This window comes from uncultured Parabacteroides sp., assembly GCF_947855115.1.
Taxonomy (GTDB): Bacteria; Bacteroidota; Bacteroidia; order Bacteroidales; family Tannerellaceae; genus Parabacteroides.
The window spans coordinates 355141-378654 of sequence record NZ_CANTZW010000002.1; the positions used below are offsets into that span (position 1 = coordinate 355141).

General features: G+C 43.0%; 18 protein-coding genes and 1 riboswitch. Of the genes, 11 read left to right on the forward strand and 7 right to left on the reverse strand.

What is annotated here, in order from left to right; genetic code table 11:
• Window positions 1–8 precede the first annotated feature (8 nt).
• Both Q0110_RS03205 and Q0110_RS03210 read right to left on the reverse strand, forming a co-directional pair.
• Entirely contained in the window at window positions 9–2390 is a 2382-nt protein-coding gene (locus tag Q0110_RS03205; protein ID WP_297902384.1) for a TonB-dependent receptor, read from the reverse strand.
• Between the two features lie 104 nt (window positions 2391–2494).
• A complete protein-coding gene (locus tag Q0110_RS03210) occupies window positions 2495–3412 on the reverse strand; it encodes a sirohydrochlorin cobaltochelatase (RefSeq protein ID WP_297902470.1) in 918 nt (305 codons plus the stop codon).
• A gap of 127 nt (window positions 3413–3539) precedes the next feature.
• Window positions 3540–3737, reverse strand: a riboswitch (cobalamin riboswitch).
• Window positions 3738–3823: 86 nt separating this feature from the next.
• Between Q0110_RS03210 and aspT the strand changes: the two genes are divergently transcribed.
• From aspT to Q0110_RS03235, 5 genes are all read left to right on the forward strand, one after another.
• Window positions 3824–5521, forward strand: a complete 1698-nt coding sequence (aspT, locus tag Q0110_RS03215) for an aspartate-alanine antiporter (protein WP_297902386.1) — start codon at window positions 3824–3826, stop codon at window positions 5519–5521.
• Between the two features lie 12 nt (window positions 5522–5533).
• Window positions 5534–7177 carry a bifunctional aspartate transaminase/aspartate 4-decarboxylase gene (locus Q0110_RS03220; RefSeq protein ID WP_297902389.1) on the forward strand — a complete coding sequence of 548 codons (1644 nt, stop codon included), beginning with the start codon at window positions 5534–5536 and terminating at the stop codon, window positions 7175–7177.
• A gap of 166 nt (window positions 7178–7343) precedes the next feature.
• Window positions 7344–9593: an aconitate hydratase gene (locus tag Q0110_RS03225; protein WP_297902391.1), complete on the forward strand. Its 2250-nt coding sequence runs from the start codon at window positions 7344–7346 to the stop codon at window positions 9591–9593.
• A 24-nt stretch (window positions 9594–9617) separates the two neighbouring features.
• Complete coding sequence (gene icd / locus Q0110_RS03230) at window positions 9618–10895, forward strand: NADP-dependent isocitrate dehydrogenase (RefSeq protein ID WP_297902394.1); 1278 nt, start codon at window positions 9618–9620, stop codon at window positions 10893–10895.
• Between the two features lie 5 nt (window positions 10896–10900).
• Window positions 10901–12244, forward strand: coding sequence for a citrate/2-methylcitrate synthase (locus Q0110_RS03235; RefSeq protein WP_297902473.1), 1344 nt, complete (start codon window positions 10901–10903; stop codon window positions 12242–12244).
• A 103-nt stretch (window positions 12245–12347) separates the two neighbouring features.
• Here the strand turns inward: Q0110_RS03235 and Q0110_RS03240 are convergent, their stop codons facing one another.
• The 3 genes from Q0110_RS03240 to Q0110_RS03250 all read right to left on the reverse strand — a co-directional run bounded on the left by Q0110_RS03240 (window position 12348) and on the right by Q0110_RS03250 (window position 14783).
• Window positions 12348–12623 (reverse strand): putative quinol monooxygenase, encoded by a 276-nt coding sequence (locus Q0110_RS03240; protein WP_297902397.1) that lies wholly within the window; start codon window positions 12621–12623, stop codon window positions 12348–12350.
• A gap of 90 nt (window positions 12624–12713) precedes the next feature.
• The gene (locus Q0110_RS03245; RefSeq protein WP_297902400.1) at window positions 12714–13877 is read right to left on the reverse strand and encodes an aldo/keto reductase; all 1164 of its coding nucleotides are present in this window, start codon (window positions 13875–13877) and stop codon (window positions 12714–12716) included.
• 87 nt (window positions 13878–13964) lie between these two features.
• Window positions 13965–14783 carry an AraC family transcriptional regulator gene (locus Q0110_RS03250; protein WP_297902403.1) on the reverse strand — a complete coding sequence of 273 codons (819 nt, stop codon included), beginning with the start codon at window positions 14781–14783 and terminating at the stop codon, window positions 13965–13967.
• A 301-nt stretch (window positions 14784–15084) separates the two neighbouring features.
• Between Q0110_RS03250 and Q0110_RS03255 the strand changes: the two genes are divergently transcribed.
• A complete protein-coding gene (locus Q0110_RS03255; RefSeq protein ID WP_297902406.1) occupies window positions 15085–15465 on the forward strand; it encodes a GtrA family protein in 381 nt (126 codons plus the stop codon).
• Window positions 15466–15606: 141 nt separating this feature from the next.
• Here the strand turns inward: Q0110_RS03255 and Q0110_RS03260 are convergent, their stop codons facing one another.
• Window positions 15607–17268, reverse strand: coding sequence for an amino acid permease (locus Q0110_RS03260; protein ID WP_297902414.1), 1662 nt, complete (start codon window positions 17266–17268; stop codon window positions 15607–15609).
• 111 nt (window positions 17269–17379) lie between these two features.
• Here Q0110_RS03260 and Q0110_RS03265 point away from each other — a divergent pair, with 111 nt between their 5' ends.
• Complete coding sequence (locus Q0110_RS03265; RefSeq protein ID WP_297902417.1) at window positions 17380–17712, forward strand: DUF3795 domain-containing protein; 333 nt, start codon at window positions 17380–17382, stop codon at window positions 17710–17712.
• Window positions 17713–17752: 40 nt separating this feature from the next.
• On the opposite strand, the gene Q0110_RS03270 is transcribed toward Q0110_RS03265, so the two are convergent.
• The gene (locus tag Q0110_RS03270) at window positions 17753–18484 is read right to left on the reverse strand and encodes an SDR family NAD(P)-dependent oxidoreductase (RefSeq protein ID WP_297902420.1); all 732 of its coding nucleotides are present in this window, start codon (window positions 18482–18484) and stop codon (window positions 17753–17755) included.
• Window positions 18485–18580: 96 nt separating this feature from the next.
• On the opposite strand from Q0110_RS03270, the gene Q0110_RS03275 reads away from it, so the two are divergent.
• From Q0110_RS03275 to Q0110_RS03290, 4 genes are all read left to right on the forward strand, one after another.
• Window positions 18581–19726 carry an acyltransferase gene (locus tag Q0110_RS03275; protein WP_297902422.1) on the forward strand — a complete coding sequence of 382 codons (1146 nt, stop codon included), beginning with the start codon at window positions 18581–18583 and terminating at the stop codon, window positions 19724–19726.
• A 166-nt stretch (window positions 19727–19892) separates the two neighbouring features.
• Window positions 19893–21248, forward strand: a complete 1356-nt coding sequence (locus Q0110_RS03280; RefSeq protein ID WP_297902425.1) for a dipeptidase — start codon at window positions 19893–19895, stop codon at window positions 21246–21248.
• An 11-nt stretch (window positions 21249–21259) separates the two neighbouring features.
• Complete coding sequence (locus Q0110_RS03285; protein ID WP_297902428.1) at window positions 21260–22516, forward strand: amidohydrolase; 1257 nt, start codon at window positions 21260–21262, stop codon at window positions 22514–22516.
• Window positions 22517–22530: 14 nt separating this feature from the next.
• Entirely contained in the window at window positions 22531–23382 is an 852-nt protein-coding gene (locus Q0110_RS03290) for a purine nucleoside phosphorylase I, inosine and guanosine-specific (RefSeq protein ID WP_297902431.1), read from the forward strand.
• Window positions 23383–23514: the final 132 nt, after the last annotated feature.

Here is a 23514-nt window from a genome sequence, read left to right on the forward strand (position 1 = left end):
TATGTTTATTATAATGTATAAGAAATAGCCACTTGGAAATTACGAGGCATACTTGGTACCATCTGTTGTCCGAGCGCTTGGTTATAATAATTGTTGTCAAACAAGTTATTCAAGTTGAATGTAAGATGGACGTTATTATTCAATAGATAAGACATACCGAAATCAGTTACCCAATACGGATCAAACCAAGAATTGTTTGATGTATTGCGATATACCTTACCGGTATAGCTGCTACTCAAGTGAAACTCCAGATTCTTGAAGACTCCCCGCGGGATAGTGTAACTACCGTATGCGTAGAAGGTCTGGTTCGGCACGTTGCTCTGCCAATTTCCTTCTTGGCTGTTCAATTGTTGCTTCGTCTCGTCTGGCTTATTACCATAAATAGCCTCGATTAATTCCGGATCTTTTACCTCTTTCATCTCCCGGATCTTGGAATCGTTTAATCCATAACCGATAGTTAACGCTAAAGTGCTTACCGGAGAAAGAGTGACATCAAAATCAAAACCCTTGGAATCTTGTACGCCAACTTGCCCGATTACGCTCATCGTGGTAGTCTCTCCGTTTACTTCTACTTGATAATTATTGGTCAATGTAGCCGTACTGTTCATCTTTCGGATATAGAACACGCTGGCGTTGGCACTTAAGATATTGCTCAACTGATATTTAAGACCAACCTCGGCTTGGTAACCTTTCTCTGGCTTGAATACTTCCTCGTTGCGGGCTGGCTCGAAGCGCTCTCCGTCTCCTCCCACATAAATGACATTATCTTGATAGAACGTACGGATCGGCTTGAAGAAAGAAGCGAAAGAGGCATAGATGGATGTATTCGGATGGGGCAAATAGACCGCTCCGAAGCGATAGGTCAACGCCTTGTTCTTTACCATATTGAAACCTGAATGTTCCTCATACTCACGTCGTCCGGTAGGAGTTGTGGCACTAGCGGACATATAGCGGAAAAAGTCGTAACGTAAAGCGGCTAATACCTTCCACTGTTCACTGAACTCAACCATATCTTGAAGATAAAGGCTGTTGGAATAATGATGCGTAACCGTTGCCTTAGAGAATTTGCTCGTCATATATCCCATACTATGCGGATCGTAGACGGAAACATGTGAATAGAGTCCCGGTCCTTGAACGTCGTCCCCTAATTGGTATCCGGTATAGCTTGTACGGTTTAAAGCTACGAAAGAGTAACCTCCCATATAAGTATGCTTTATCTCGCCTGTATTGAATTTACCGCTTAACTCCAACGTATTGGCGACAGTCTTGGAGATATGAGAGAAACGAAGCGGGAAAGAAAGGTATACACTGTCTAAGCAGATATATTTTTTCTGTCCGTCTTTCATGTAATAATGATCATAGATAGGATCGTCACTTTCAAGATAGTCGAGAGCTTCCGTTCCAAAATAGTTGATATCATCGTTATTGAAAGAAAGGCGATCCGTCAATTTTGCGCCATTTCCAAAGATATGTGTATATTGCGCAGATACGTTCCAAGCATGATTCTTCATGAAATCGGACTCGTTATTATAGCGAGCCTCACGGTCAAGCCCCGGTAACATATCATTTTTGTGGAGATACAACTCTCCCGTCTGTGCGTTATACACATCATTCGCCATTAAATCGGGAAGACCGATCTCTGTCCCGTAAAAGTCGCGGTTAAAACCTCCGCGAACATCCAATATGTCACGTTCCGTCATTTTAGCCTGCAATGCCAGATAACCGGAAAAGCGACGATTGCCATTATCGCGCCAACCCTCTTGATCGGAAAAATTGACATTCGCGTAGTAATTGACCGGACCGACTAATTTACCGCCCATACCAAGCGTAGCCTCTTTATTCTCGTAACTTCCGTATGCCAGCCGCGCATTGACACTTTGCTTCTCCGAAGGGGATTTGCGGACGATATTCAAGGTTCCACCTACAGCTGAGTGTCCGTAAAGCACAGAAGCCGGTCCTTTCAATAGCTCAATAGACTCGATACATGACAGATCGGGTACAGGATAAGAGTTATTTATAGCTGAACGTTCATCGCGTATGCCATCTATCATCATGATAGAATGATCGAAACCGCGAATAGATAGTTGCTGGAATGCGCCATAGGTTGTTTGGAATCGTACACCGGGCATAAAGCGTACCGCATCTTGAATATTACGGATACCACGTAATTCCAGGCTGCTCGCCGTAACGCTATTGATAGAAATAGGAAGATATTTCATGGGTACATCCAACTTCGTGATTTGTGGATGATGTTTGCGTGCGGCGGTCGCTACGACTTCTTGAATATTAAATGTCGTGTCGGCGAAATTTGTGTATTCCTTCTTGTGTTGCGCCTGCATCGTGCTGATACATAAAGCTGTCAGCGGTAAAATCGTTAAAACTCTTTTCATTTATTTATAATTATATTTGCTATTTATAGACACATAAAATCCTTTTCGAAAGAAATTTCTTTTTCTTCCGAGAGAAAATAAAATATAAATGGGGATAACTTCTTTTAATCCTTTTCTACCGCATAAGCTTTTTTCTTATCAACGATATCGATCATCTTATGTTTGGCTATAAACCGGGCGTGTTCGATAAAAATTTTCTGGATATCCGGATTCTGTCCCAAGCCTTCCATAAAGACGCTTACCTCGTAACCTTTCTTTTCCAGATCCTCTTTCCAGTCACCGGCGATGTCGTTTTTCGCATGGTCTCCGGCAACAAACATAAATGGCATCAACAAGACTTTCTTCGCCCCACTTGCCTTTACTTGCGCTTCCATTGTATCAAAGGAAGGATAACCTTCAATGGTTCCTACGGAATAGTTCTTGAACCCCTTCTCTTTCAACATATAATCCAACATGGCATACTGGGCTGTCGCCGGAGTATAAGTACCATGACCTACCAATAAAGTAGCACCTTCTTTCGCCCCATTTTTTGTGATAGCGGCGATTACCGCCTCATAATCCTCCGGTGTATACAATAAAGGGTTGCCGATACGGATTTCCTTGAAAGAAGACTTCATCCGGGCAACATCCTTACGTAAAGACTCCATCTCAATACCTTCGATTATATTCGTGGATTGGATCAAGATATGTGTATAACCATCGGCTTTTAATTTTTCCAAAGCCTCGATCGGGTTTAGTTTCTCTATGCCGCGGGCTTTTAAGCGGCGCATTACAATACGAGAGGTCCATGCTTCACGTACTTCAACCTCTTTGAATGCTTCTTTCGCTTTTTGATTGATCACGTCGATTGTCAAGGCGCGGGTATCATCATGAGTCGTTCCAAAATGTACCATCAGCAAGGCAGGTTTATCACCCGGCTGTAAAGAGCCGAACAAATCAGAAGCCACGAAATTCTCACCACCATGCGCATGGCAAGTAATGCTGATAATTAGCAAGAAAAAAGATAGTAAATGTTTTGTCATCATATAAATATATTAATAGTTAGAATACATATCAATCCCTTGAGACAAAGTATTATTTTGTCTCCGAAAAACATGTAGATATTGGTGATACTTCTATCATCTTAATTACTCCTGGCCCCGGGAGGAATTAATCTTTATTTCGCTTGGCAGGTTTCCTGACTGGCTTGGAAAGCAGCCTTCCCATCTTTAATAAGACAGTGGCATAGCGGAACGCTTTCCTTTTCAAGAGCTTCACAGTAGCGGGCACTGTTCCGGATTCTAACCGGATTCCCTTTTATAAAGTTGTCGGAAGACAGACTTTATCACCTAAGCGGTCGCAAATTTATATAAATAATCTCGAAAAATAACAACATATTTCAAAGAATCCATGTTCCAATAGCATCTTTTTTGTTTAACATCAAATAAATAGATATGGAATGGATAACTAATTTACTTCAACATTATCCGGAGCTAGCTATTTTTATAACCTTAGCTCTCGGTTTCTGGATTGGCAAGTTTAAGATAAAAAAATTCACGCTGGGAACGGTTACCAGCGTATTATTGGTTGGTGTATTAATCGGGCAATTGAAAATCGATATAAGCGGACCGTTAAAGTCCGTCTTTTTCTTGATGTTCCTTTTTGCCGTAGGATATAGCGTAGGGCCGCAATTCTTTCGGGGATTAAAAAAAGAAGGTCTTCCTCAAATGCTTTTCGCCGCCGTCATGTGTATATTTTGTTTAATCGCTCCTTTTTTGCTGGCGAAACTTATGGGATATAACGCAGGCGAGGCTGCGGGATTATTGGCGGGTTCCCAGACGATGTCGGCGGTATTAGGAGTTGCCGAGGATACGATCGGACAGATGAATATTAGCGATACGGATAAAAGCGCTATGGTAAACGTAATGCCCGTGGCCTATGCGGTAACTTATATTTTCGGAACGGCAGGGTCCGCATGGCTGGTAAGTGATATCGGACCACGTCTTTTAGGAGGGCTCGACCATGTGAAAAAAGCATGTAAAGAGTTAGAGGCCAAAATGGGAAGTAACGATGAGAGTGAGCAACCGGGTTTTATGCCAGCCGCCCGTACCGTAACTTTCCGGGCGTATAAGATCAGTAATGAATGGTTCAAGGAAGGTAAAAGCGTAAAGCAGTTGGAGGAATATCTAGACCGGTTAGGACGGCATTTGTTTGTGGAGCGTGTCCGTGTCAATAACGTAGTGACCGATGTTAAACCGGATTTGGTTTTACATACCGGAAATGAGGTTGTCTTAAGCGGGCGCCGTGAATTCGTGATCGGAGAGGAGAATTGGATTGGTGACGAGGTCAATGACATAGAGCTACTCGATTTTCCGGCAGAGACATTACCCGTTTTAGTGATCCATAAAGAATACGTGGGGAAAAAGGTCTGCTATTTACGTAATCAATCCTTTATGCATGGTGTTAGCATCAAATCCATAAAGCGTGCGGGTATCAATATCCCGGTCTTGGCCGCTACGGTGATAGATTCCGGAGATATGCTGGAATTGGTAGGCATGAAACCGGAGGTGAATAAGGCGGCTACGACTTTAGGATATCCCGATCGTCCAACCAATCAGACAGATTTAATCTTCGTGGGTATCGGTATTTTCTTAGGGGGAATCCTAGGTTCGCTCGCAATCCATTTCGGAGGTGTTCCGATTAGTTTGAGTACAAGTGGCGGCGCTTTGATAGCCGGGCTTGTCTTTGGATGGCTTCGTTCCAAACATCCGACATTCGGACGTATACCGGAACCTTCCGTCTGGATATTGAATAATCTGGGATTAAATATGTTTATCGCTGTGGTTGGTATCACGGCGGGGCCCAGTTTTGTGACCGGATTGAAGGAAGTAGGTGTAAGTTTATTTATTATCGGCGCTTTGGCGACATCTATCCCGCTTATCATAGGAATCCTGATGGGACGTTACGTTTTTAAGTTTCATCCGGCTATCACTTTAGGTTGTACGGCGGGTTCACGTACGACAACCGCGGCGTTAGGAGCGGTGGAAGATGCCGTAGGAAGTGAGACTCCAGCCTTGGGCTATACCGTTACCTATGCGGTGGGTAATACTTTATTGATTATCTGGGGTGTCGTTATCGTACTAATCATGTAATATATATAATGTATGGAAAAGAAGAAAATACAGATCACTAGAGAATATGAGAAAAAGATGTCGGAGATTAGCCCTTTCGAGCTAAAGAACATCTTGATAGAGTTGGCAGATGAAAGCGCCCGTAAAAGTACGCACATCATGTTAAACGCAGGAAGGGGAAATCCAAACTGGATCAGTACGGTTCCCCGGGAGGCATTCTTCTTATTAGGACAGTTCGCTTTGGAGGAATGCCAACGGGAAACAGAATTAGCGGATGAAATGGCCGGAGCCGCAGGAGTTCCCAACCGGAAAAGGATCGCGTCTCGTTTCGTACAGTTTCTAAAGAAACATGCGCAATCTCCCGGCGCTACTTTATTGAGGGAAACCTACGAATATCTGGTCACGGGAAAAGGAGTAGATGAAAATGAGCTTGTACACGAATGGGCTGAAGGTATCATTGGCGATCAATATCCGGTTCCCGATCGTATCTTAGAACATACGGAAATACTCGTGCGGGATTATTTAAATCAAGAATTATGTGATAACCGGCCCCCCAAGGGAGTATTCGACCTTTTCGCTACCGAGGGTGGAACCGCCGCCATGTGTTACATCTTCGATTCCTTGCAACAGAATTTCTTGTTGAATAGGGGAGACAAGATCGTTCTTTTCGCTCCGGTATTCACTCCTTATATAGAGATTCCGGAACAGGCTCGTTATCTTTTTGATGTCATAGAGATAAAAGCCTTGAAGATGACAAAAGACGGTTATCACACGTGGCAATACCAAGAAAAGGATTTAGATGTCCTGAGAGATCCTAGCGTGAAAGCCGCTTTCATAACAAACCCGAGTAATCCACCTTCATATGGATTGACAAAAACATTGATGAATAGGATCGTTGAGATCGTACGAAACGACAATCCCAACCTTATGATCATTACGGATGATGTGTATGCGACATTTATTCCGCATTTTCGCTCGATAATGGCCGAGTTACCGGAGAATACGCTATGTGTCTACTCTTTCTCCAAATATTTTGGAGCAACCGGATGGAGATTGGCGGTAATCGCTTTACATCAAGATAATATTTACGACCGGATGATCCGTGAATTGCCCACAGATAAACAGGAACTTCTGAAAAAACGATATAGCAGCCTATCCTTACATCCCGAAGATATCCGTTTCATTGACCGTATGGTAGCCGATAGTCGCCAAGTAGCCTTGAATCATACGGCCGGTCTTTCCTTACCACAACAAACACAAATGTCTCTGTTTGCGTCGTTCGCCTTATTAGATACGGAAAATACCTATAAGAAAAGGATGCAGGATATGATCCGCGAGCGTTTACACACATTGTGGGAAAGCACCGGATTCACCTTATTGGACGACCCTTTGCGTGCGGGATATTATAGCGAGATCGATATGCTTGTCTGGGCTAAGAAATTCTACGGGGACGATTTCGTGGAATATCTAAAAAAGAATTACGAACCTCTGGATGTCGTTTTCCGTCTGGCACAGGAAACTTCCTTGGTTTTATTGAATGGAGGAGGCTTTGATGCTCCCGAGTGGTCTATCCGGGTATCTCTAGCCAATCTTAAACGAGAAGATTATGTTCGGATCGGGAAGGGTATCGCATCTATTTTGCATAGTTATGCCCAAAGATGGAAAGAGTATAAATAATCTCTATAGCCTCATAGAAATTATCAAACAAATTGTATCTCATTATATTATATATTTGTTGATAATAAAAACAAGGATTCACTGGCAGATGTCTTCTTTATTACATTTTAGCTGGTTATAGATAAATATATTTGCGAAAGGCTTCAACAAAAAAACGAATATGAATATGGTGTACGACATTGACATGCTTAGAAATTTCTATGCGAATTTCCCCAAAAGAGTAGACACAGCCCGTGAACGTATCGGTGGTCGCCCAATGACCTTGGCCGAGAAAATCTTATATGCGCATCTATACGATGAAAGTTCGACCCGCCTTTTCAGAAGAGGTGAGGATTATGTGAATTTCCGTCCCGACCGTGTGGCTATGCAAGATGCCACCGCTCAAATGGCGCTTTTACAATTCATGAACGCCGGGAAAGAGAAATCCGCTGTACCGGCTACCGTGCATTGCGACCATTTGATTCAGGCGAATATGGGAGCCAAGACGGATATAGACACGGCTACCAAAAGTAATAGCGAGGTCTATGATTTCTTGAAATCGGTCTCTGAGAAATATGGGATCGGTTTCTGGAAACCCGGGGCAGGTATCATTCATCAAGTGGTATTGGAGAATTATGCGTTCCCCGGCGGTATGATGGTAGGAACAGATTCGCATACCCCGAATGCCGGAGGACTCGGAATGGTCGCTATCGGAGTAGGAGGGGCCGATGCTGTGGATGTCATGACCGGAATGGAATGGGAATTGAAGATGCCGAAACTGATCGGTGTTAAGTTGACTGGAAGTTTGAGCGGCTGGGCCTCACCGAAGGACGTGATTCTTAAGTTAGCGGGCATCTTGACCGTAAAAGGTGGAACGAACGCTATCATCGAGTATTTCGGTCCGGGTACCTCCTCAATCTCAGCGACCGGAAAAGCGACGATCTGTAATATGGGTGCCGAGGTAGGAGCGACTACTTCCTTATTCCCCTTCGATCGTACGATGGCTCAATATCTTCGTGCCACGGGACGTGACGAGGTAGCGAGTTGGGCCGAAGCTATCGGTGAGTATCTGGAAGCGGATATGGACGTTCGTGCCGAGCCTGATAAGTTCTACGATCGTGTAATCGTTATAAACCTTTCCGAGTTGGAACCGCATATCAACGGTCCGTTCACGCCGGACGCGGCTACACCTATCTCGGAGTTTGCCGCGAAAGTAAAAGCGAATGGCTATCCCCGCAAGATGGAGGTCGGGTTAATCGGTTCCTGTACCAACTCTTCTTACCAAGATCTGAGCCGTGCGGCATCTATCGCCCGCCAAGCTTATGACAATAAGATACCGGTAGCGGCACCATTGATCATCAACCCAGGTTCCGAGCAAATCCGCTATACAGCGGAAAGAGATGGCATTATCGGTGATTTCGAACGGATTGGCGCAACTATTATGGCGAATGCCTGCGGTCCTTGTATCGGACAATGGAAACGCCATACGGATGATAATACCCGTAAGAACTCAATCGTCACTTCCTTTAATCGAAACTTCGCTAAACGTGCGGACGGTAATCCGAATACACATGCTTTTGTCGCATCCCCGGAACTGACTTTGGCTTTGACCATCGCAGGCGATCTATGTTTCAATCCCTTGACCGATACCTTGAAGACAGAGGATGGCAAGGAAGTGAAACTGAAAGAACCGGAAGGCACGGATTTCCCGCCGAAAGGTTTCGATGTAAAAGATAACGGCTATCTGGCACCTACGGGTAAGAACGTTGCGGTGAACATCCATCCGGAATCCAACCGCCTACAGGTATTAAAGCCTTTCGCTCCTTGGGACGGAGAGGATTTCACGGATATGCCTCTTCTTATCAAGGCTGAAGGTAAATGTACAACGGATCATATCTCAATGGCTGGTCCATGGTTACGTTTCCGCGGGCATTTGGAAAATATATCGGATAATATGTTGATGGGCGCCGTAAATGCTTTCAACGGGAAGACAAACTCTGTATTGAATCAGTTGAACAATGAGTACGAGGCAGTCTCTGCCGTAGCGAAACAATACAAGGCAAATGGTATTTCCTCGATCGTCGTAGCGGAAGAAAACTATGGTGAAGGCTCTTCCCGGGAACATGCGGCCATGGAACCCCGCTTCCTAAACGTAAAAGTGATCCTTGCCAAGAGTTTCGCCCGTATCCACGAGACAAACTTGAAGAAACAAGGAATGTTAGCATTGACTTTCGCCGATAAAGAGGATTATAGCAAGATCCGTGAGAATGACCATATCTCGATCATCGGATTGAAAGATTTCCAGCCGGGTAAACCGTTGACAGCCGTTCTTCTTCATGCGGATGGTACACAAGAATCGTTCCCGGTAAATCATACGTATAATGATTTACAAATTAAATGGTTCAAAGCGGGTTCCGCTTTAAATACAACTCACTAAGACAAACAAAAAAATCTTGATATCATGAGTAAGATAACAAAGAAAGGTAATCATATTTTCGTTCCGGATCATGTGACGATCCCTTATATTGAAGGAGATGGAGTGGGGCCTGAGATCACTCCCGTTAGCCAGAAGATAGTAAACGCAGCCATTAAGCAAGCTTACAACGGAACCCGTTCCATCGAATGGAAAGAGGTCTTAGCCGGAGAAAAGGCGTTTAAGCAAACCGGAAACTGGCTTCCCGATGAGACCATGGAGGCATTTCGTGAATACATTGTCGGAATTAAAGGACCGTTGACAACTCCGATTGGTGGAGGTATCCGTTCATTAAATGTGGCCCTCCGTCAGACTTTGGACTTATATGTTTGTCTCCGTCCGGTTCGTTGGTTCAAAGGAGTCGTATCGCCGGTAAAGGAACCACAGAAAGTGAATATGTATATTTTCCGTGAGAATACGGAAGATATCTATGCCGGTATCGAATGGCAACAAGGGACTCCGGAGGCACAAAAGTTATTGAAGTTCCTCACTGAGGAAATGGGAGTGAAGAAAGTACGTTTCCCGGAAACTTCCTCTTTCGGTATCAAACCGGTTTCCGTGGAAGGCACGGAACGTCTGGTACGTGCCGCTATAGAATATGCGATATTACATCGATTGCCTAGCGTGACTTTGGTACACAAAGGCAACATTATGAAATTCACGGAAGGTGGTTTCAAACTATGGGGATACGCTTTAGCGGAACGGGAGTTCGCGGATCTCACTTTTACATGGCCTCAATATGAGAAAATCAAGAAAGAACAGGGCGAGGAAGCGGCCAACACCGCTTTAGCGGAAGTATCAAAGGCCGGTAAGATCATTATCAAGGATGTCATAGCCGATGCTTTCTTGCAAAACACGCTATTAATTCCGGAAGAATACTCCGTGATCGCTACTTTGAACCTGAACGGCGATTATATCTCCGATCAATTGGCGGCGATGGTAGGGGGCATAGGTATCGCTCCCGGCGCTAATATCAATTATAACAGTGGTCATGCGATCTTCGAAGCTACGCATGGAACCGCTCCTAATATTGCGGGAAAGAATCTTGTGAACCCCTCTTCCTTATTATTATCATCCGTGATGATGCTGGAATATATGGGATGGAGCGATGCGGCTAACCTGATTACGTCCGCTATGGAGCAGGCTTTCTCTGCCGGAGAAGCCACTCATGACTTGGCTCGTTTCATGCCGAACGGCAAATCTCTGGGCACCAAGGAATTTGGTGATCGTATCATTTCTATTATCAAAACAATTAAATTAGTATAATCATGTTGAAGAAAGAATATTTGATCTACAAATTGTCCGAGGCCGCTAGAGAGGCTTGCAAAATTGACAATGAGCTTTTTCCGAGGTATAACGTGAAACGTGGTCTTCGTAACGAGGATGGTAGCGGCGTGTTGGTTGGATTGACCCAGATTGGTAATGTAGTAGGATACGAGCGCTTGCCAGAGGGTGGTCTAAAAGCGATCCCCGGTAAATTATTCTATAGGGGGTACGACGTAGAGGATTTAGCACGTGATTTCATCAAGGAGAAACGGTTCGGTTTCGAGGAAGTGGCTTATTTATTGCTTTCCGGCAAACTCCCTGACAAAGAGGAATTATCAGCTTTTAAAGAACTGTTGAACGATAACATGCCTTTGGAGCAAAAGACCAAGATGAATATCCTGGATCTGGAAGGGCAGAACATTATGAATATACTGGCTCGTAGCGTATTGGAAATGTATACCTTCGACACAAATCCTGATGATACCTCACGAGATAATTTAATGCGTCAATCAATTGAATTGATCTCTAAGTTCCCGACGATTATCGCTTATGCGTATAATATCTATCGTCATAGTACACAGGGACGTTCCTTGCATATCCGTCATCCGCACGAGAACTTATCAATCGCGGAAAATTTCCTTCACATGCTGAAACGTGATTTCACGGATCTGGACGCACGTACGTTGGATTTGCTCTTGGTATTGCAAGCAGAACATGGCGGTGGTAATAACTCCACGTTCACAGTACGTGTCACTAGCTCTACGGGAACGGATACGTACTCAGCTATCGCAGCCGGGATCGGTTCTTTAAAAGGTCCGTTGCACGGAGGAGCTAATATCCAAGTTGTAGATATGTTTCATCATTTGAAAGAGAATATCGCGGATTGGAAGAACGTGGATGAGATTGATACTTATTTCATGCGGATGCTGAACAAAGAGGCTTATAACAAGACCGGTTTGATCTATGGTATCGGCCATGCGGTCTATACGATTTCCGATCCCCGTGCGGTTGTATTAAAGGAACTGGCTCGTGATCTGGCAAAAGAGAAAGGACGCTCAGAGGAATTTACCTTCCTAGAGTTGCTAGAGGAAAGAGCGATCGAATGTTTCGCTAAGCATAAAGGAACCAAGAAACGGGTTTCCTCGAACGTGGATTTCTATTCCGGATTCGTTTATGAAATGATTGGTTTGCCACAGGAAATCTATACACCTCTATTCGCCATGGCTCGGATCGTGGGCTGGACCGCTCACCGTATCGAAGAGTTGAACTTTGACGGAAAACGTATTATCCGTCCGGCTTACAAGAACGTTTTAGACGATAAGAAATATGTTTCCATCAACGAACGATAACATTTAAAAAACATAGTTATGTTTTCTTTTATTCATTATCATGAATTGAAAAAATCATAACTATGTTTTTTTTAGCATATTCCGGGCCTATATAAGATTCCTCTTAAAAAGTAAACTTCTCAAGCTTCATCGCTCCTAATTCTTGCAATTTAGGAACCAATGTTACGAAATGCTCCGCTTTTTCGTGAGCAGATAAAGACTCAGCGTCTTTCCACGTCTCACAAATCATCAACACATCGCTACGAGTAGCGCTCTCGAAAATATCATAAGCGATACAGCCATTGTCTTTCAAAGATTTTTCAACCAATTCTTTTGCTATCTCCAATGCGGCTGAACGATTTTCCGCACTTACTTGAATAAATACATTTAGTCTAATCATACTCATAATTATTTAAAAATGTTACGTACTTGATAAAAGTACGGTACAAATATAGGGAGAATTCGTATAAAATAGATGCAAATGTCTTAATCAATGACCAACTTGTTTTTGTTGCTCCGCATTATAACGATCCCCAATTACCGGAATTGCCGCTACGGTATCCTCTAGCTCTTTCCATTCCTCCGGCGTACAAGTAAGTTCCAATGTACGCAGGTTTTCTTCAAGGTGCGATAACTTCGTCGTTCCCGGAATCGGTACGATCCATGGCGCTTTTTGCAATAACCAACCCAATGCCACCTGTGCCGAGGTCATGCCCCGTTTGCGACCAAAGGCTTGCAAAACATTCACGATACGTGTATTGGCACGAATGGCTTCCGGTTGGAAGCGCGGTAATGTCTGCCGATTATCGTTGTCCGGGTCGAAACGAGTGTATTCATTAATGCAGCCACCAAGGAAGCCTCGATTGATCGGGCTGTACGGAACAAAGCCGATCCCCAGTTCTCGACAGGTTTCTAACACACCATTTGTTTCCACCAAACGATGCATCAAATGGTATTCGCTTTGAATAGCCGTCAATGGGCATACGGCGTGGGCTTTTCGAATTGTCTCGGTACTCACTTCACACATCCCCCAACGTTGTACTTTGCCTTCTTTCATCAGATCAGCGATAACCGAAGCGACTTCCTCGGCAGAGACATTCGGATCGAAACGATGCTGATAGAACATAGGGAGAGAATCTATACGTAACCGGCGAAGTGACTCTTCGCAATAACGACGAATTGTAGCCGGACGACTATCTTGGCGCCCTGTACCCTTGCCATCAATCACCTCATGGCCAAATTTAGTGGTTACGTTTATCTTTCCCTTGAATTCCGATAACGCTTCACCCACTAGTAACTCGTTAGTCAGCGGGCCATAGATTATCGCTGTGTCGAAAAGCGTTACGCCTCGATCTACCGCTTCATGAAGCAAACGGATACACTCCTTCTTGTCGGGGTGTTGACTACGATTATAAGTCATACCCATTACGCCGAATCCAAGCGCAGACACTTCAAAAGCGGCATTGCCCGTGCCTAATGTCCGGTGTTCCGTGACATAGGGTGTGCTATTATTTGTTGGAGTTGTCCTTGCCTGTCTGGTATCGAAAGCAAATACCTTATTAAATCCACTTGGCACGGCTAACGCTGCGCTTGCAAATGTAGCCACTTTCAAAAAGCTACGACGACCATTGTTCTTTTTATTATTCTCTTCCATACCTATCCTTTTTTATTATGAAGCAAAGGTAGGTTTCCATATACAGAAGTTCTTTGTTCCTTAGCTCAAACTTCTTTGTTATAAAGCTCATGGATGGGATGATGGCGAGGCACCATAAGTCTCTTTATAAATCTTGGAAAAATGAGACAGGTTCTTAAAACCTACGTCAAAGCAAGCCTCCGTGACTTTCTTTTTCCCTGATCGAATCAGATCATGAGCCGTTTCCAGACGACGTTGAATGATCCATTTCCTCGGAGTCAGGTCACTCACCTTGGCAAAATCCCGTTTAAAGGTAGCCAGGCTACGCCCTGTGTAACTCGCTATTTCTTCCATCGAAAGGTCGTACATATAATTCTCATTTAAATAATCGAGAATATCAATTTTCCACGGTTCTACGAAATCGAATAGCGAGGCATACAAGCTTTTATCTGTATTGAGCAAAACATATACCCCTTCGATCATCTTTAATTTCAACACCTCTTCCGATGGTTTTTCTCCCATATCGAAATAGGGAATGACCGACTCGAAAAGACTTCGGATATCAGGACGTTTGTTCGGTAATACACGCAAACTCTCCTTTTCTCGTTTAGACTCTTTCGGAATCAGTCGCCAGTCGAGCGTTTGATAAAATTCCCGGAGAAAAGCTTTCGAGAATTTCAACACGATAGAACGATAAGGTTTACCTTCCTCTACTTTCTTCTGTAACCACATCCGGTTATCACGTCGCATAAAAGCACAATCTCCTTCATGTAACACGGTTGTCGTGCCACGTTCTTCTATCTCCAACTCTCCGGAACAAATATATATAAGTGTATGCTCACGGTTCTCATGGGCACAACCTCGATCATTGGTGAAGTAGCTCGCTATAAGAACATTCGAGCAATCGAAAACATCCAATCGTTCCATATCATTCATTCTTTGTCTCTTTGCAAATATAGTACATCTTATCCGTACACTATTTGTTGCAAAGCTCATTTTTAAAATCAATATCTGCCATGTCTACAAGAACCGGATTTTTATAGGATGAACGGATGGATCACAGAGAGAAACATGGGGATTTCCACAGGGGACAATTTCTAGGATTCCTTTCTCGGGAAATTCGTAAACGGGGATTCTCTTTAGCTTACAAGATTTCATTTTCAACAAAAATCATGTTTTTTTGCTTTCAAACCCGTATATTTGTCATTCGAAACGTATAATTAACAGCATGAAGGAATCTGTTCGTATTCTTCGTTTCGCCATTGTAGGTTCTTCTAACGCTATGATCACCGCATTGGTAATCTGGATATTAATGGATATTCTGGATTGTAATTATTTGTGGTCGAACATGGCTGGATATGTGGCTGCCTTGGTGAATAATTTCTTTTGGAGTAAATACTGGGTCTTTTCTTCCGGGAAAGGTAATTTCTGGAAAGAGATTCCTTTATTTCTAATCGCTTTTGGCTGCGCTTATGCTACTCAATTCATATTCTTGCTTTTAATGGTGGAGGTGATCGATCTAAATGAATATCTTGGCCAGTTCCTCGGGCTTTTCGTTTACGGAGCCGTTAATTTTATGATGAACAAGAGGTTTACTTTTAAGAGTTAAAATCCGATAAATCGTATAAAAGAAAGCGGTATAATATGCCAGTAGTGGTGAAGGCTTATGCGAGTAATCATATCGACCTTCACCACTACTGGCGTTGACATCGGGACTAGTCTCGATAGCTCATGCGACTAGTCGTGTAAATCACGAATGGGTAAGACCTGTAAACTGCTTCCCAAGTCTATAAAGATAGAATGCTAGATGCGTGAAAGCGAATACGAACGAGATAATCAACAAGACCTTGCTCTCACTCCATCCTACAGTTTGCTGGTGCCAAAGCCCGGTAATCACGCAAAGCACGGATAAAGTGATACCGATCATATCCAATGTGGCCTCTCCTGAACGATGTTTCTGCATATATTCGAGTTTGCTGTGTTTGATACCATAGCAGACATATATATCCAGACCTATTAGCATCCATAATACCAAACGAATCCATGTATCGGCCGGAAGGAAAAGCATCATCACCAGACAAGTTATGATACCAGCGATAGGTACGAACGGAACCAATGGAGTCTTAAAAGACCGGGGAACGTCTGGCATTGTCTTACGGACAATCAATACCCCGGCACAAACCAATGTAAAGGCAAACAAGGTCCCGATACTGCACATCTCACCCGCTACACTCGCTGGAACGAAAGCCGCCAATGTACCAACCAATAGCATAAACAAGAAATTACTTCGTGCCGGCGTACGGAATTTCTCATGGATATGAGAAAATAGGGGAGGAAGTAACCCATCCCGGCTCATGCTCAAGAACACACGACTTTGTCCTAATAATGTTACCATGATCACCGAGCAGTATCCTAGTAAAATAGCTACCACAATTGCCCGGTTCATCCAGGGGTAATCCGGACGGATCACACCGGAAGCGTCCATTTGCCCCATATGATCAATAGCGATCGCTACGGGAGCGATTCCATTCTGGCCAGCAAAAGCAGAATAATGCACCACTCCGGTCATCACATGGGCAAACAACATATACAATATGGTACAAACAACCAACGACATTAAGATCCCGATCGGCATATCTCGTTTTGGATTCTTGGTTTCCTGCGCTGCGGTACTTACAGCATCGAAACCAAGGAAAGCAAAGAATACAATAGCTGCTCCTCGTAAGATACCGGAGAAACCGAACTCACCTAGAGTCCCTGTATTAGCAGGGATATAAGGTATATAATTCTCCATACGAATATATTTCCATCCTAAAGCGACAAATACCAATACCACGGATACTTTTAGAAATACAATGATTCCATTGAAAATAGAACTACCTTTCGTCCCTCGTATCAATAAAATACTCATCAATACTACAATCATAAAAGCCGGGATATTTACGATACCACCATCCCAAGGACAGGCCGTCAAAGCTTGCGGCAAATATACTCCGAATCCTTCCAGAAAAACGACCAAATATCGACTCCAACTTATACTAACGGTCGTAGCGGCCACACAGTACTCAAGTACCAAATCCCAACCGATAATCCAAGCGATCAACTCACCCATTGTAGCGTATGAGTAAGTGTATGCGCTACCTGCCACCGGAATCATGGAAGCGAACTCAGCATAACATAACCCGGCAAAACAACAGCCCAGAGCTGCGATAGCGAAAGATAAAGTAATAGCAGGCCCCGTATATCCGGCGGCTACCGCACCCGTAATGGAGAACAATCCGGCACCGATAATAACACCGACACCCAAGGCGATCAGACTCCACGGGCCAAGGATACGCTTTAGCGATTTATTGCCCGATTCATTTACCTCAGTCATCAAATCCGCTAAAGGCTTCTTAATAAATAAACCCATCTGTATAGATTAAAAAATTAGTAATTGGACGCAAAGGTAGAAATTTTTATTACTTTCACCGAAAAGTAAAAGTAAGGACAGAAATAAAGAAAATAAATAGATAACTAAATAATGAGACAATTGATAGCCTGTTGCGGATTAGATTGCGAAAATTGCGATGCCCGCATAGCCACAGTTAAGAATGATGATGAGTTAAGAGAAAAAACCGCCCAAAAGTGGAGTGCCATGAACAATGCGTCCGAAATTACAGCCGCAACAATAAACTGTATGGGGTGTCGTGCGGACGGAGTGAAATTTGCGTATTGCAGTGATTATTGTGAAATACGCAAATGTGCATCCGGAAAAGGCTTTAATACATGTGGCGATTGTGATGAATTGGATAATTGCCAGATAGTCGGCGCAATCCTTCAACATGCTGCCGGCGCAAGAGAGAATCTAATGTAGAAGTAAAAATGATGAACCTCTAACTCTAACATATCCGATCCTAATTCCGTATCGGCAGCTGCTCCCAAAGCCATTCAGGGATCAGTCGCCAGAAAAAGACAAGGATAGCGTATTTCCAATCGATGATCGCCCTTCTCTTTTTCCGGTCTATAGCGTTAACGATACGCAAGGCGGCGTATTGGGGAGACATCAGTATAGGATAATTTCTTCCGTCTTTCAATAAATCCGTACGAACAAATCCCGGACGGATATCCGTAAATATAATGTGCTGTTTCTCCATACAGGAAAGTTGGGCTAAAGCGTCTATATAAATATTTTGATACCGTTTGGTAGCCGAGTAGGAGGGGGCGACACCTAACCCTTTGGTTCCGGCAATGGAGCTGATTACAGATATATGCCCGCCACCTTGATAGGAAAAATAACGATAGGCAGCTAGTACCATGCGTGTAAATCCTGTCACATTCGTCTGTATCGTAGCTTGTTCTATGGAAGTATCTAAGTATTTATTTTGGCTACCGATTCCTGAACTAAGCAGGAAGATATCCATCCCTCCCAAATCACGGATTAACTCGTCTAAACGATCTGCGGCATCCTCGGCAGTCACATCCAACTGCTTTATCCGGATATGTTCCGGATCTTGCCTACGAAACATCTCTAATCTATCCAGTCGCCGACCGGCTAATCCTAATTGATATCCTCGTTTCCAATAAATCTTAGCAACCTCATAACCAATACCTGAAGTGGCACCAATAATAACAATTCGTTTAAGCATACTATGTGATACAATAAATTAACAATAAAGATAAATAACTTTTGCATACAAAGTTCTACCTTTGCAACTCATCTTTTAATTTTAACATATAAATCCATGAATAACACGACAACACAGCCACATATCGTATGGCTTGACGTAATAAGGACAGTAGCCATGTTGATGGTTATTGGGGTACATTGTATCGATCCTTTCTACATCTCACCTACACTAGGAAGCTTGCCGGAATATAAGCATTGGGCCGCAGTCTATGGTTCTCTTTTACGGCCATCTGTTCCTCTTTTCGTTATGATGACCGGACTTTTATTGTTGCCTATACGAGAACAATCCTTGAGTATTTTCTATAAAAAGAGAATATACAGGGTTTTATTTCCTTTTTTAATATGGTCTGTATTATATAATATATTTCCCTGGGTTACAGGATTATTAGGTTTACCCAAAGAAATAATAGGCGAGTTTTTTTGCTATGTGCAAGGAAATGAGTCGCAGTCTTTATCCGACGCATTGAAAGATATCGCTATGATCCCATTCAATTTCAGTTTTAAGGAAAACCATATGTGGTATATCTATTTACTCATAGGATTATATTTATATATGCCATTCTTTTCCGCATGGATCGAGAAAGCGGATCGTTCCAAAGAGAAGGTCTTTTTAGGGATATGGTTTATATCTTTATTCTTGCCTTATATGTCTGCCTATATCAGTAAATATTTATATGGGGAAGCGACATGGAATCAATTCGGTATGTTCTATTATTTCGCCGGATTCAACGGATATCTTTTATTGGGACATTATTTAAAACAGGGTAATAATTGGAATATTTGGAAAACCATCGCTATTTGTGCCGTCATGTTTATTGTAGGTTATGCTATAACCTTCAGCGGATTCAGCTCGGCTGCGGCGAATCCCGAGGCAACAGAATTAGATATGGAGTTGTTCTTTACTTTCTGTAGTCCGAATGTAGCCTTGATGACAGCTGCCGTATTCCTTCTCCTTCAAAAGGTGCGTATTAATAATACGCTTATAGCTAAAAGATTATCGAAAATATCTAAATACGGTTTCGGAATTTATATCGTGCATTATTTCGTGGTAGGGCCGGTATTTATCCTAATTGGGAAATTTGATTTACCGATACCTCTGCAAGTACCAATAATGGCTGTCTTGATCTTCATCATCTCATGGGCATTTACATGGTTCATGTACCGTATATTAGGTGAACGGGCAAAATGGATCATGGGATAGGCAAGTATACATTATAAAATAAGTGGGTTTACTTTATCGTTTTTTGTTCCCATAACATCTTAGCATATCATAAAATAGTATGCTAAAATGTTATGGGAATGATTGTAATACCTATCAGTTTCATTATATTTGCTAATGATTTTATAAACCCGATAAATAAAATATTATGTCAGTAAAATCTTATATCGAATCCAATAAAGATCGTTTTCTAGAGGAATTATTTTCCCTCATTCGTATTCCGTCAATTAGCGCCAAGCATGAGAATAAACCTGACATGTTGGCATGCGCTCAACGTTGGACAGAAATTCTACTATCTTCCGGTGCAGACAAAGCCGAAGTAATGCCAACAAAAGGAAACCCTGTTGTTTATGCCGAGAAAATGGTATCCCCCAATGCTCCGACCGTATTAGTTTACGCTCACTATGACGTAATGCCTGCTGAACCTCTGGAACTGTGGAAAAGCGAACCTTTCGAACCGGAAATCCGGGACGGACGCATTTGGGCTCGTGGAGCGGACGATGATAAAGGACAAGGAATGATTCAGGTAAAAGGCTTTGAAACAGCGGTTAAAGAAGGTTTACTACAGTGTAACGTGAAGTTTATTTTTGAAGGAGAGGAAGAAATAGGTTCTCCTAGCTTGGAAGATTTTTGCCGGGAACATAAAGAATTATTGAATGCGGATGTAATCCTAGTTTCCGACACAAGCATGGTTAGCGCCGAGACACCATCGCTCACGACAGGCTTGCGTGGTTTGGCTTACTGGGAAATAGAGGTAACGGGCCCGAATCGTGATTTACATTCCGGTCATTTTGGTGGAGCTGTAGCGAACCCAATCAACGTACTTTGTAAATTGATGGCAGATATTACCGATGCAGACGGACGTATCACGATCCCAGGCTTCTATGATGACGTGGAGGATGTTTCTTCCGTTGAGCGGGAAATGATCGCCCAAATCCCATTCGATGAGGAAAAATACAAGAAAGCGATTGAAGTAGATGCTCTTTTCGGAGAGAAAGGCTATTCAACATTAGAACGTAATAGTTGCCGTCCTTCATTTGATATCTGTGGTATTTGGGGTGGATATACGGGAGAAGGAAGCAAAACGGTATTACCATCAAAAGCTTATGCCAAGGTTTCCACTCGTTTGGTTCCGCATCAAGATCATGCCAAGATCTCCCAAATGTTTGAAGAATATATAGCCCGTGTGACCCCGCCTTATGTTAAAGTGAAAGTTACGCCCAGTCATGGTGGGCAAGGATATGTTTGTCCTATTGATTTACCAGCTTATCAAGCAGCGGAAAAAGCAGTCGGTATTGCGTTTGGTAAAAAACCGCTGGCGGTTCGCCGAGGAGGTAGTATTCCTATTATCTCTACATTCGAGCAGGTATTGGGTATCAAGACCGTACTTATGGGATTCGGTTTGGAACAGAATGCGATCCATTCACCCAACGAGAGCCAGGAATTGGATATATTCTTCAAAGGAATCGAATCGGTTGCGGAATTCTACCGTTTATATAAATAAGAATAAAAAAGATGAGTATATTAATAAAAAATGTCCTGTTTAACGATAGAACAATTGATATCTATATCGAAGGGAAAGAGATCAAGCAAATAGGGGAGGGATTGTCTTTTCCTGCCGATAAGATATTGGATGGTAACCGTAAGGCCGTCATTCCCGGTTTCGTAAACGCTCATACACATGCCGCTATGACTTTATTTCGTGGCTTTGGTGATGATATGCCACTTATGCCGTGGCTTGAGCAAAAAATCTGGCCCAATGAGGCGAAAATGACTCGTGAGGATGTATATTGGGGAACGAAATTAGCCTGCTTGGAAATGATAAAAAGTGGTACGACCACCTTTTTGGATATGTATCATAAATTCCGAGGAACGGCAGATGCTACTGAAGAAATGGGGTTACGTGGCATGATAGCGGGTGTTTGCTTTGATCACTTCCAACCGGATCTGGCAGAGAAATGCAAACGTCATAACGAAAAATTACTTGAGGAGGTGAACGGATATAGTAAACGTATCCAATATGCCCTAGGCCCACATGCCATTTACACGGTATCCGGGGAATTATTGCAATGGTGCCATCAATTCGCCATGGAACATAATATCCCGATTCATATGCATTTGGCAGAAACAGAAGGTGAGGTTGAGAATTCAATCAGACTTTTCGGACTGTCTCCCGTTCGCTATTTATATAAATTAGGAGTCTTATCACCTCGTTTGATCATCGCACACGGAATTTATATTGATGATGATGAACTTCGTATGCTTGCGGATCATGGAGTGAAAGTTGTACATAATCCGGCCTCAAACATGAAGCTGGCCTCCGGTATTCATTTTAAGTTTAAAGAAATGCGTCAATTAGGTATTACCGTGGGACTGGGAACGGATGGTTGTTCTTCCTCCAATAATTTGGACATGATAGAGGCGATGAAACTGGCCTCCCTGTTAGGAAAAGCTTGGAGAAAAGATCCCGAGGCTCTGACAGCAAATGAGATGTTACAAGCAGCTACAACAGAAGGTGCAGCTATGTTCGGCTTGAAAGCCGGTCGGATCAAAGAGGGGTATTTAGCAGATTTATGTTTGATAGATCTCAACACTCCTGTTTTTACCCCGAACTTTAATTTTATTTCCAATTTGGTATACGCAGCCAACGGCAGTTGTGTAGATACCGTTATTTGTGACGGGAAAATATTAATGGAAAATAAGAAGGTACCGGGAGAAGACGAGATTATGGAGAAGGCCGCAGAAGTTGCCTATAATTTAATGAAACGTTAATAAGAATTTCGAATATGAATATCGAATCACAAACAACCAATTGCCAATTCTCAACCGACAGCTATCAAGAGGCTGCCACTTATTTGGCAAGTCGAATTGAAGGTAATCCGGAAACTGCCATTATCCTAGGTAGTGGCTTAGGTTCTTTAGCCGATCAAATAACAGACCCGATAATAATACCTTATGCGGAGATCCCACATTTCATGAAATCTACCGCTACAGGGCATAAAGGAAATTTTATTTGCGGTAAGCTAGGGAATAAACAAATCTTGGCTATGCAAGGTCGTTTTCATTACTATGAGGGTTACACTATGCAACAGGTGACTTTCCCCATACGTGTAATGAAACTCCTGGGAATCAAAAATCTTTTAGTATCAAATGCCGCTGGAGGTATTAATAATACATTCAAAGTAGGTGACCTGATGATTATCCGGGATCATATCAATATGATGCCAAACCCATTGATCGGTCCCAATAATGAGGATTTCGGAACTCGTTTTCCGGATATGACTCGTGCTTATGATCGTGAATTTATCCGTTATGTAGAAGAGATCGCCACTTCTCAATCAATCTCGCTAAAGAAAGGTGTATATGTAGGTTTGACAGGCCCTTCTTTCGAGACTCCTTCTGAATATGCTTTCTATGGAAAGGTTGGGGGAGATGCGATCGGTATGAGTACGGTACCAGAAGTAATCGTTGCACGTCATGCAGGTTTGCGTGTATTTGGCATGTCCGTCATCACGAATGAAGGCTATCATTTCGCCGATGACTTTGTAAATGATGGTGCCGATGTTATTGTGGCAGCTAATAAAGCGGCATCTGTTATGACACAACTATTTACGGAATTAATCAAAAAAATCCAATAAAAAAATAGCGCAAAGGCTTGGTGGTTTCGATGAAATCACTACCTTTGCACTCGCAATCAGGAAAAAATGATTGTATATGCGGAAGTAGCTCAGTTGGTAGAGCATAACCTTGCCAAGGTTAGGGTCGCGGGT

Excerpts from the sequence above, each read along its gene's own strand:
- Q0110_RS03205 (WP_297902384.1), bottom strand. The coding sequence starts at position 2,390 with ATGAAAAGAGTTTTAACGATTTTACCGCTGACAGCTTTATGTATCAGC.
- Q0110_RS03260 (WP_297902414.1), bottom strand. The coding sequence starts at position 17,268 with ATGGGTTTATTTATTAAGAAGCCTTTAGCGGATTTGATGACTGAGGTA.
- Q0110_RS03270 (WP_297902420.1), bottom strand. The coding sequence starts at position 18,484 with ATGCTTAAACGAATTGTTATTATTGGTGCCACTTCAGGTATTGGTTAT.
- Q0110_RS03245 (WP_297902400.1), bottom strand. The coding sequence starts at position 13,877 with ATGGAAGAGAATAATAAAAAGAACAATGGTCGTCGTAGCTTTTTGAAA.
- Q0110_RS03240 (WP_297902397.1), bottom strand. The coding sequence starts at position 12,623 with ATGATTAGACTAAATGTATTTATTCAAGTAAGTGCGGAAAATCGTTCA.
- Q0110_RS03225 (WP_297902391.1), top strand. The coding sequence starts at position 7,344 with ATGGTGTACGACATTGACATGCTTAGAAATTTCTATGCGAATTTCCCC.
- Q0110_RS03275 (WP_297902422.1), top strand. The coding sequence starts at position 18,581 with ATGAATAACACGACAACACAGCCACATATCGTATGGCTTGACGTAATA.
- Q0110_RS03220 (WP_297902389.1), top strand. The coding sequence starts at position 5,534 with ATGGAAAAGAAGAAAATACAGATCACTAGAGAATATGAGAAAAAGATG.
- Q0110_RS03265 (WP_297902417.1), top strand. The coding sequence starts at position 17,380 with ATGAGACAATTGATAGCCTGTTGCGGATTAGATTGCGAAAATTGCGAT.
- Q0110_RS03255 (WP_297902406.1), top strand. The coding sequence starts at position 15,085 with ATGAAGGAATCTGTTCGTATTCTTCGTTTCGCCATTGTAGGTTCTTCT.
- icd (WP_297902394.1), top strand. The coding sequence starts at position 9,618 with ATGAGTAAGATAACAAAGAAAGGTAATCATATTTTCGTTCCGGATCAT.
- Q0110_RS03210 (WP_297902470.1), bottom strand. The coding sequence starts at position 3,412 with ATGACAAAACATTTACTATCTTTTTTCTTGCTAATTATCAGCATTACT.
- Q0110_RS03250 (WP_297902403.1), bottom strand. The coding sequence starts at position 14,783 with ATGGAACGATTGGATGTTTTCGATTGCTCGAATGTTCTTATAGCGAGC.
- Q0110_RS03285 (WP_297902428.1), top strand. The coding sequence starts at position 21,260 with ATGAGTATATTAATAAAAAATGTCCTGTTTAACGATAGAACAATTGAT.
- Q0110_RS03290 (WP_297902431.1), top strand. The coding sequence starts at position 22,531 with ATGAATATCGAATCACAAACAACCAATTGCCAATTCTCAACCGACAGC.
- aspT (WP_297902386.1), top strand. The coding sequence starts at position 3,824 with ATGGAATGGATAACTAATTTACTTCAACATTATCCGGAGCTAGCTATT.
- Q0110_RS03280 (WP_297902425.1), top strand. The coding sequence starts at position 19,893 with ATGTCAGTAAAATCTTATATCGAATCCAATAAAGATCGTTTTCTAGAG.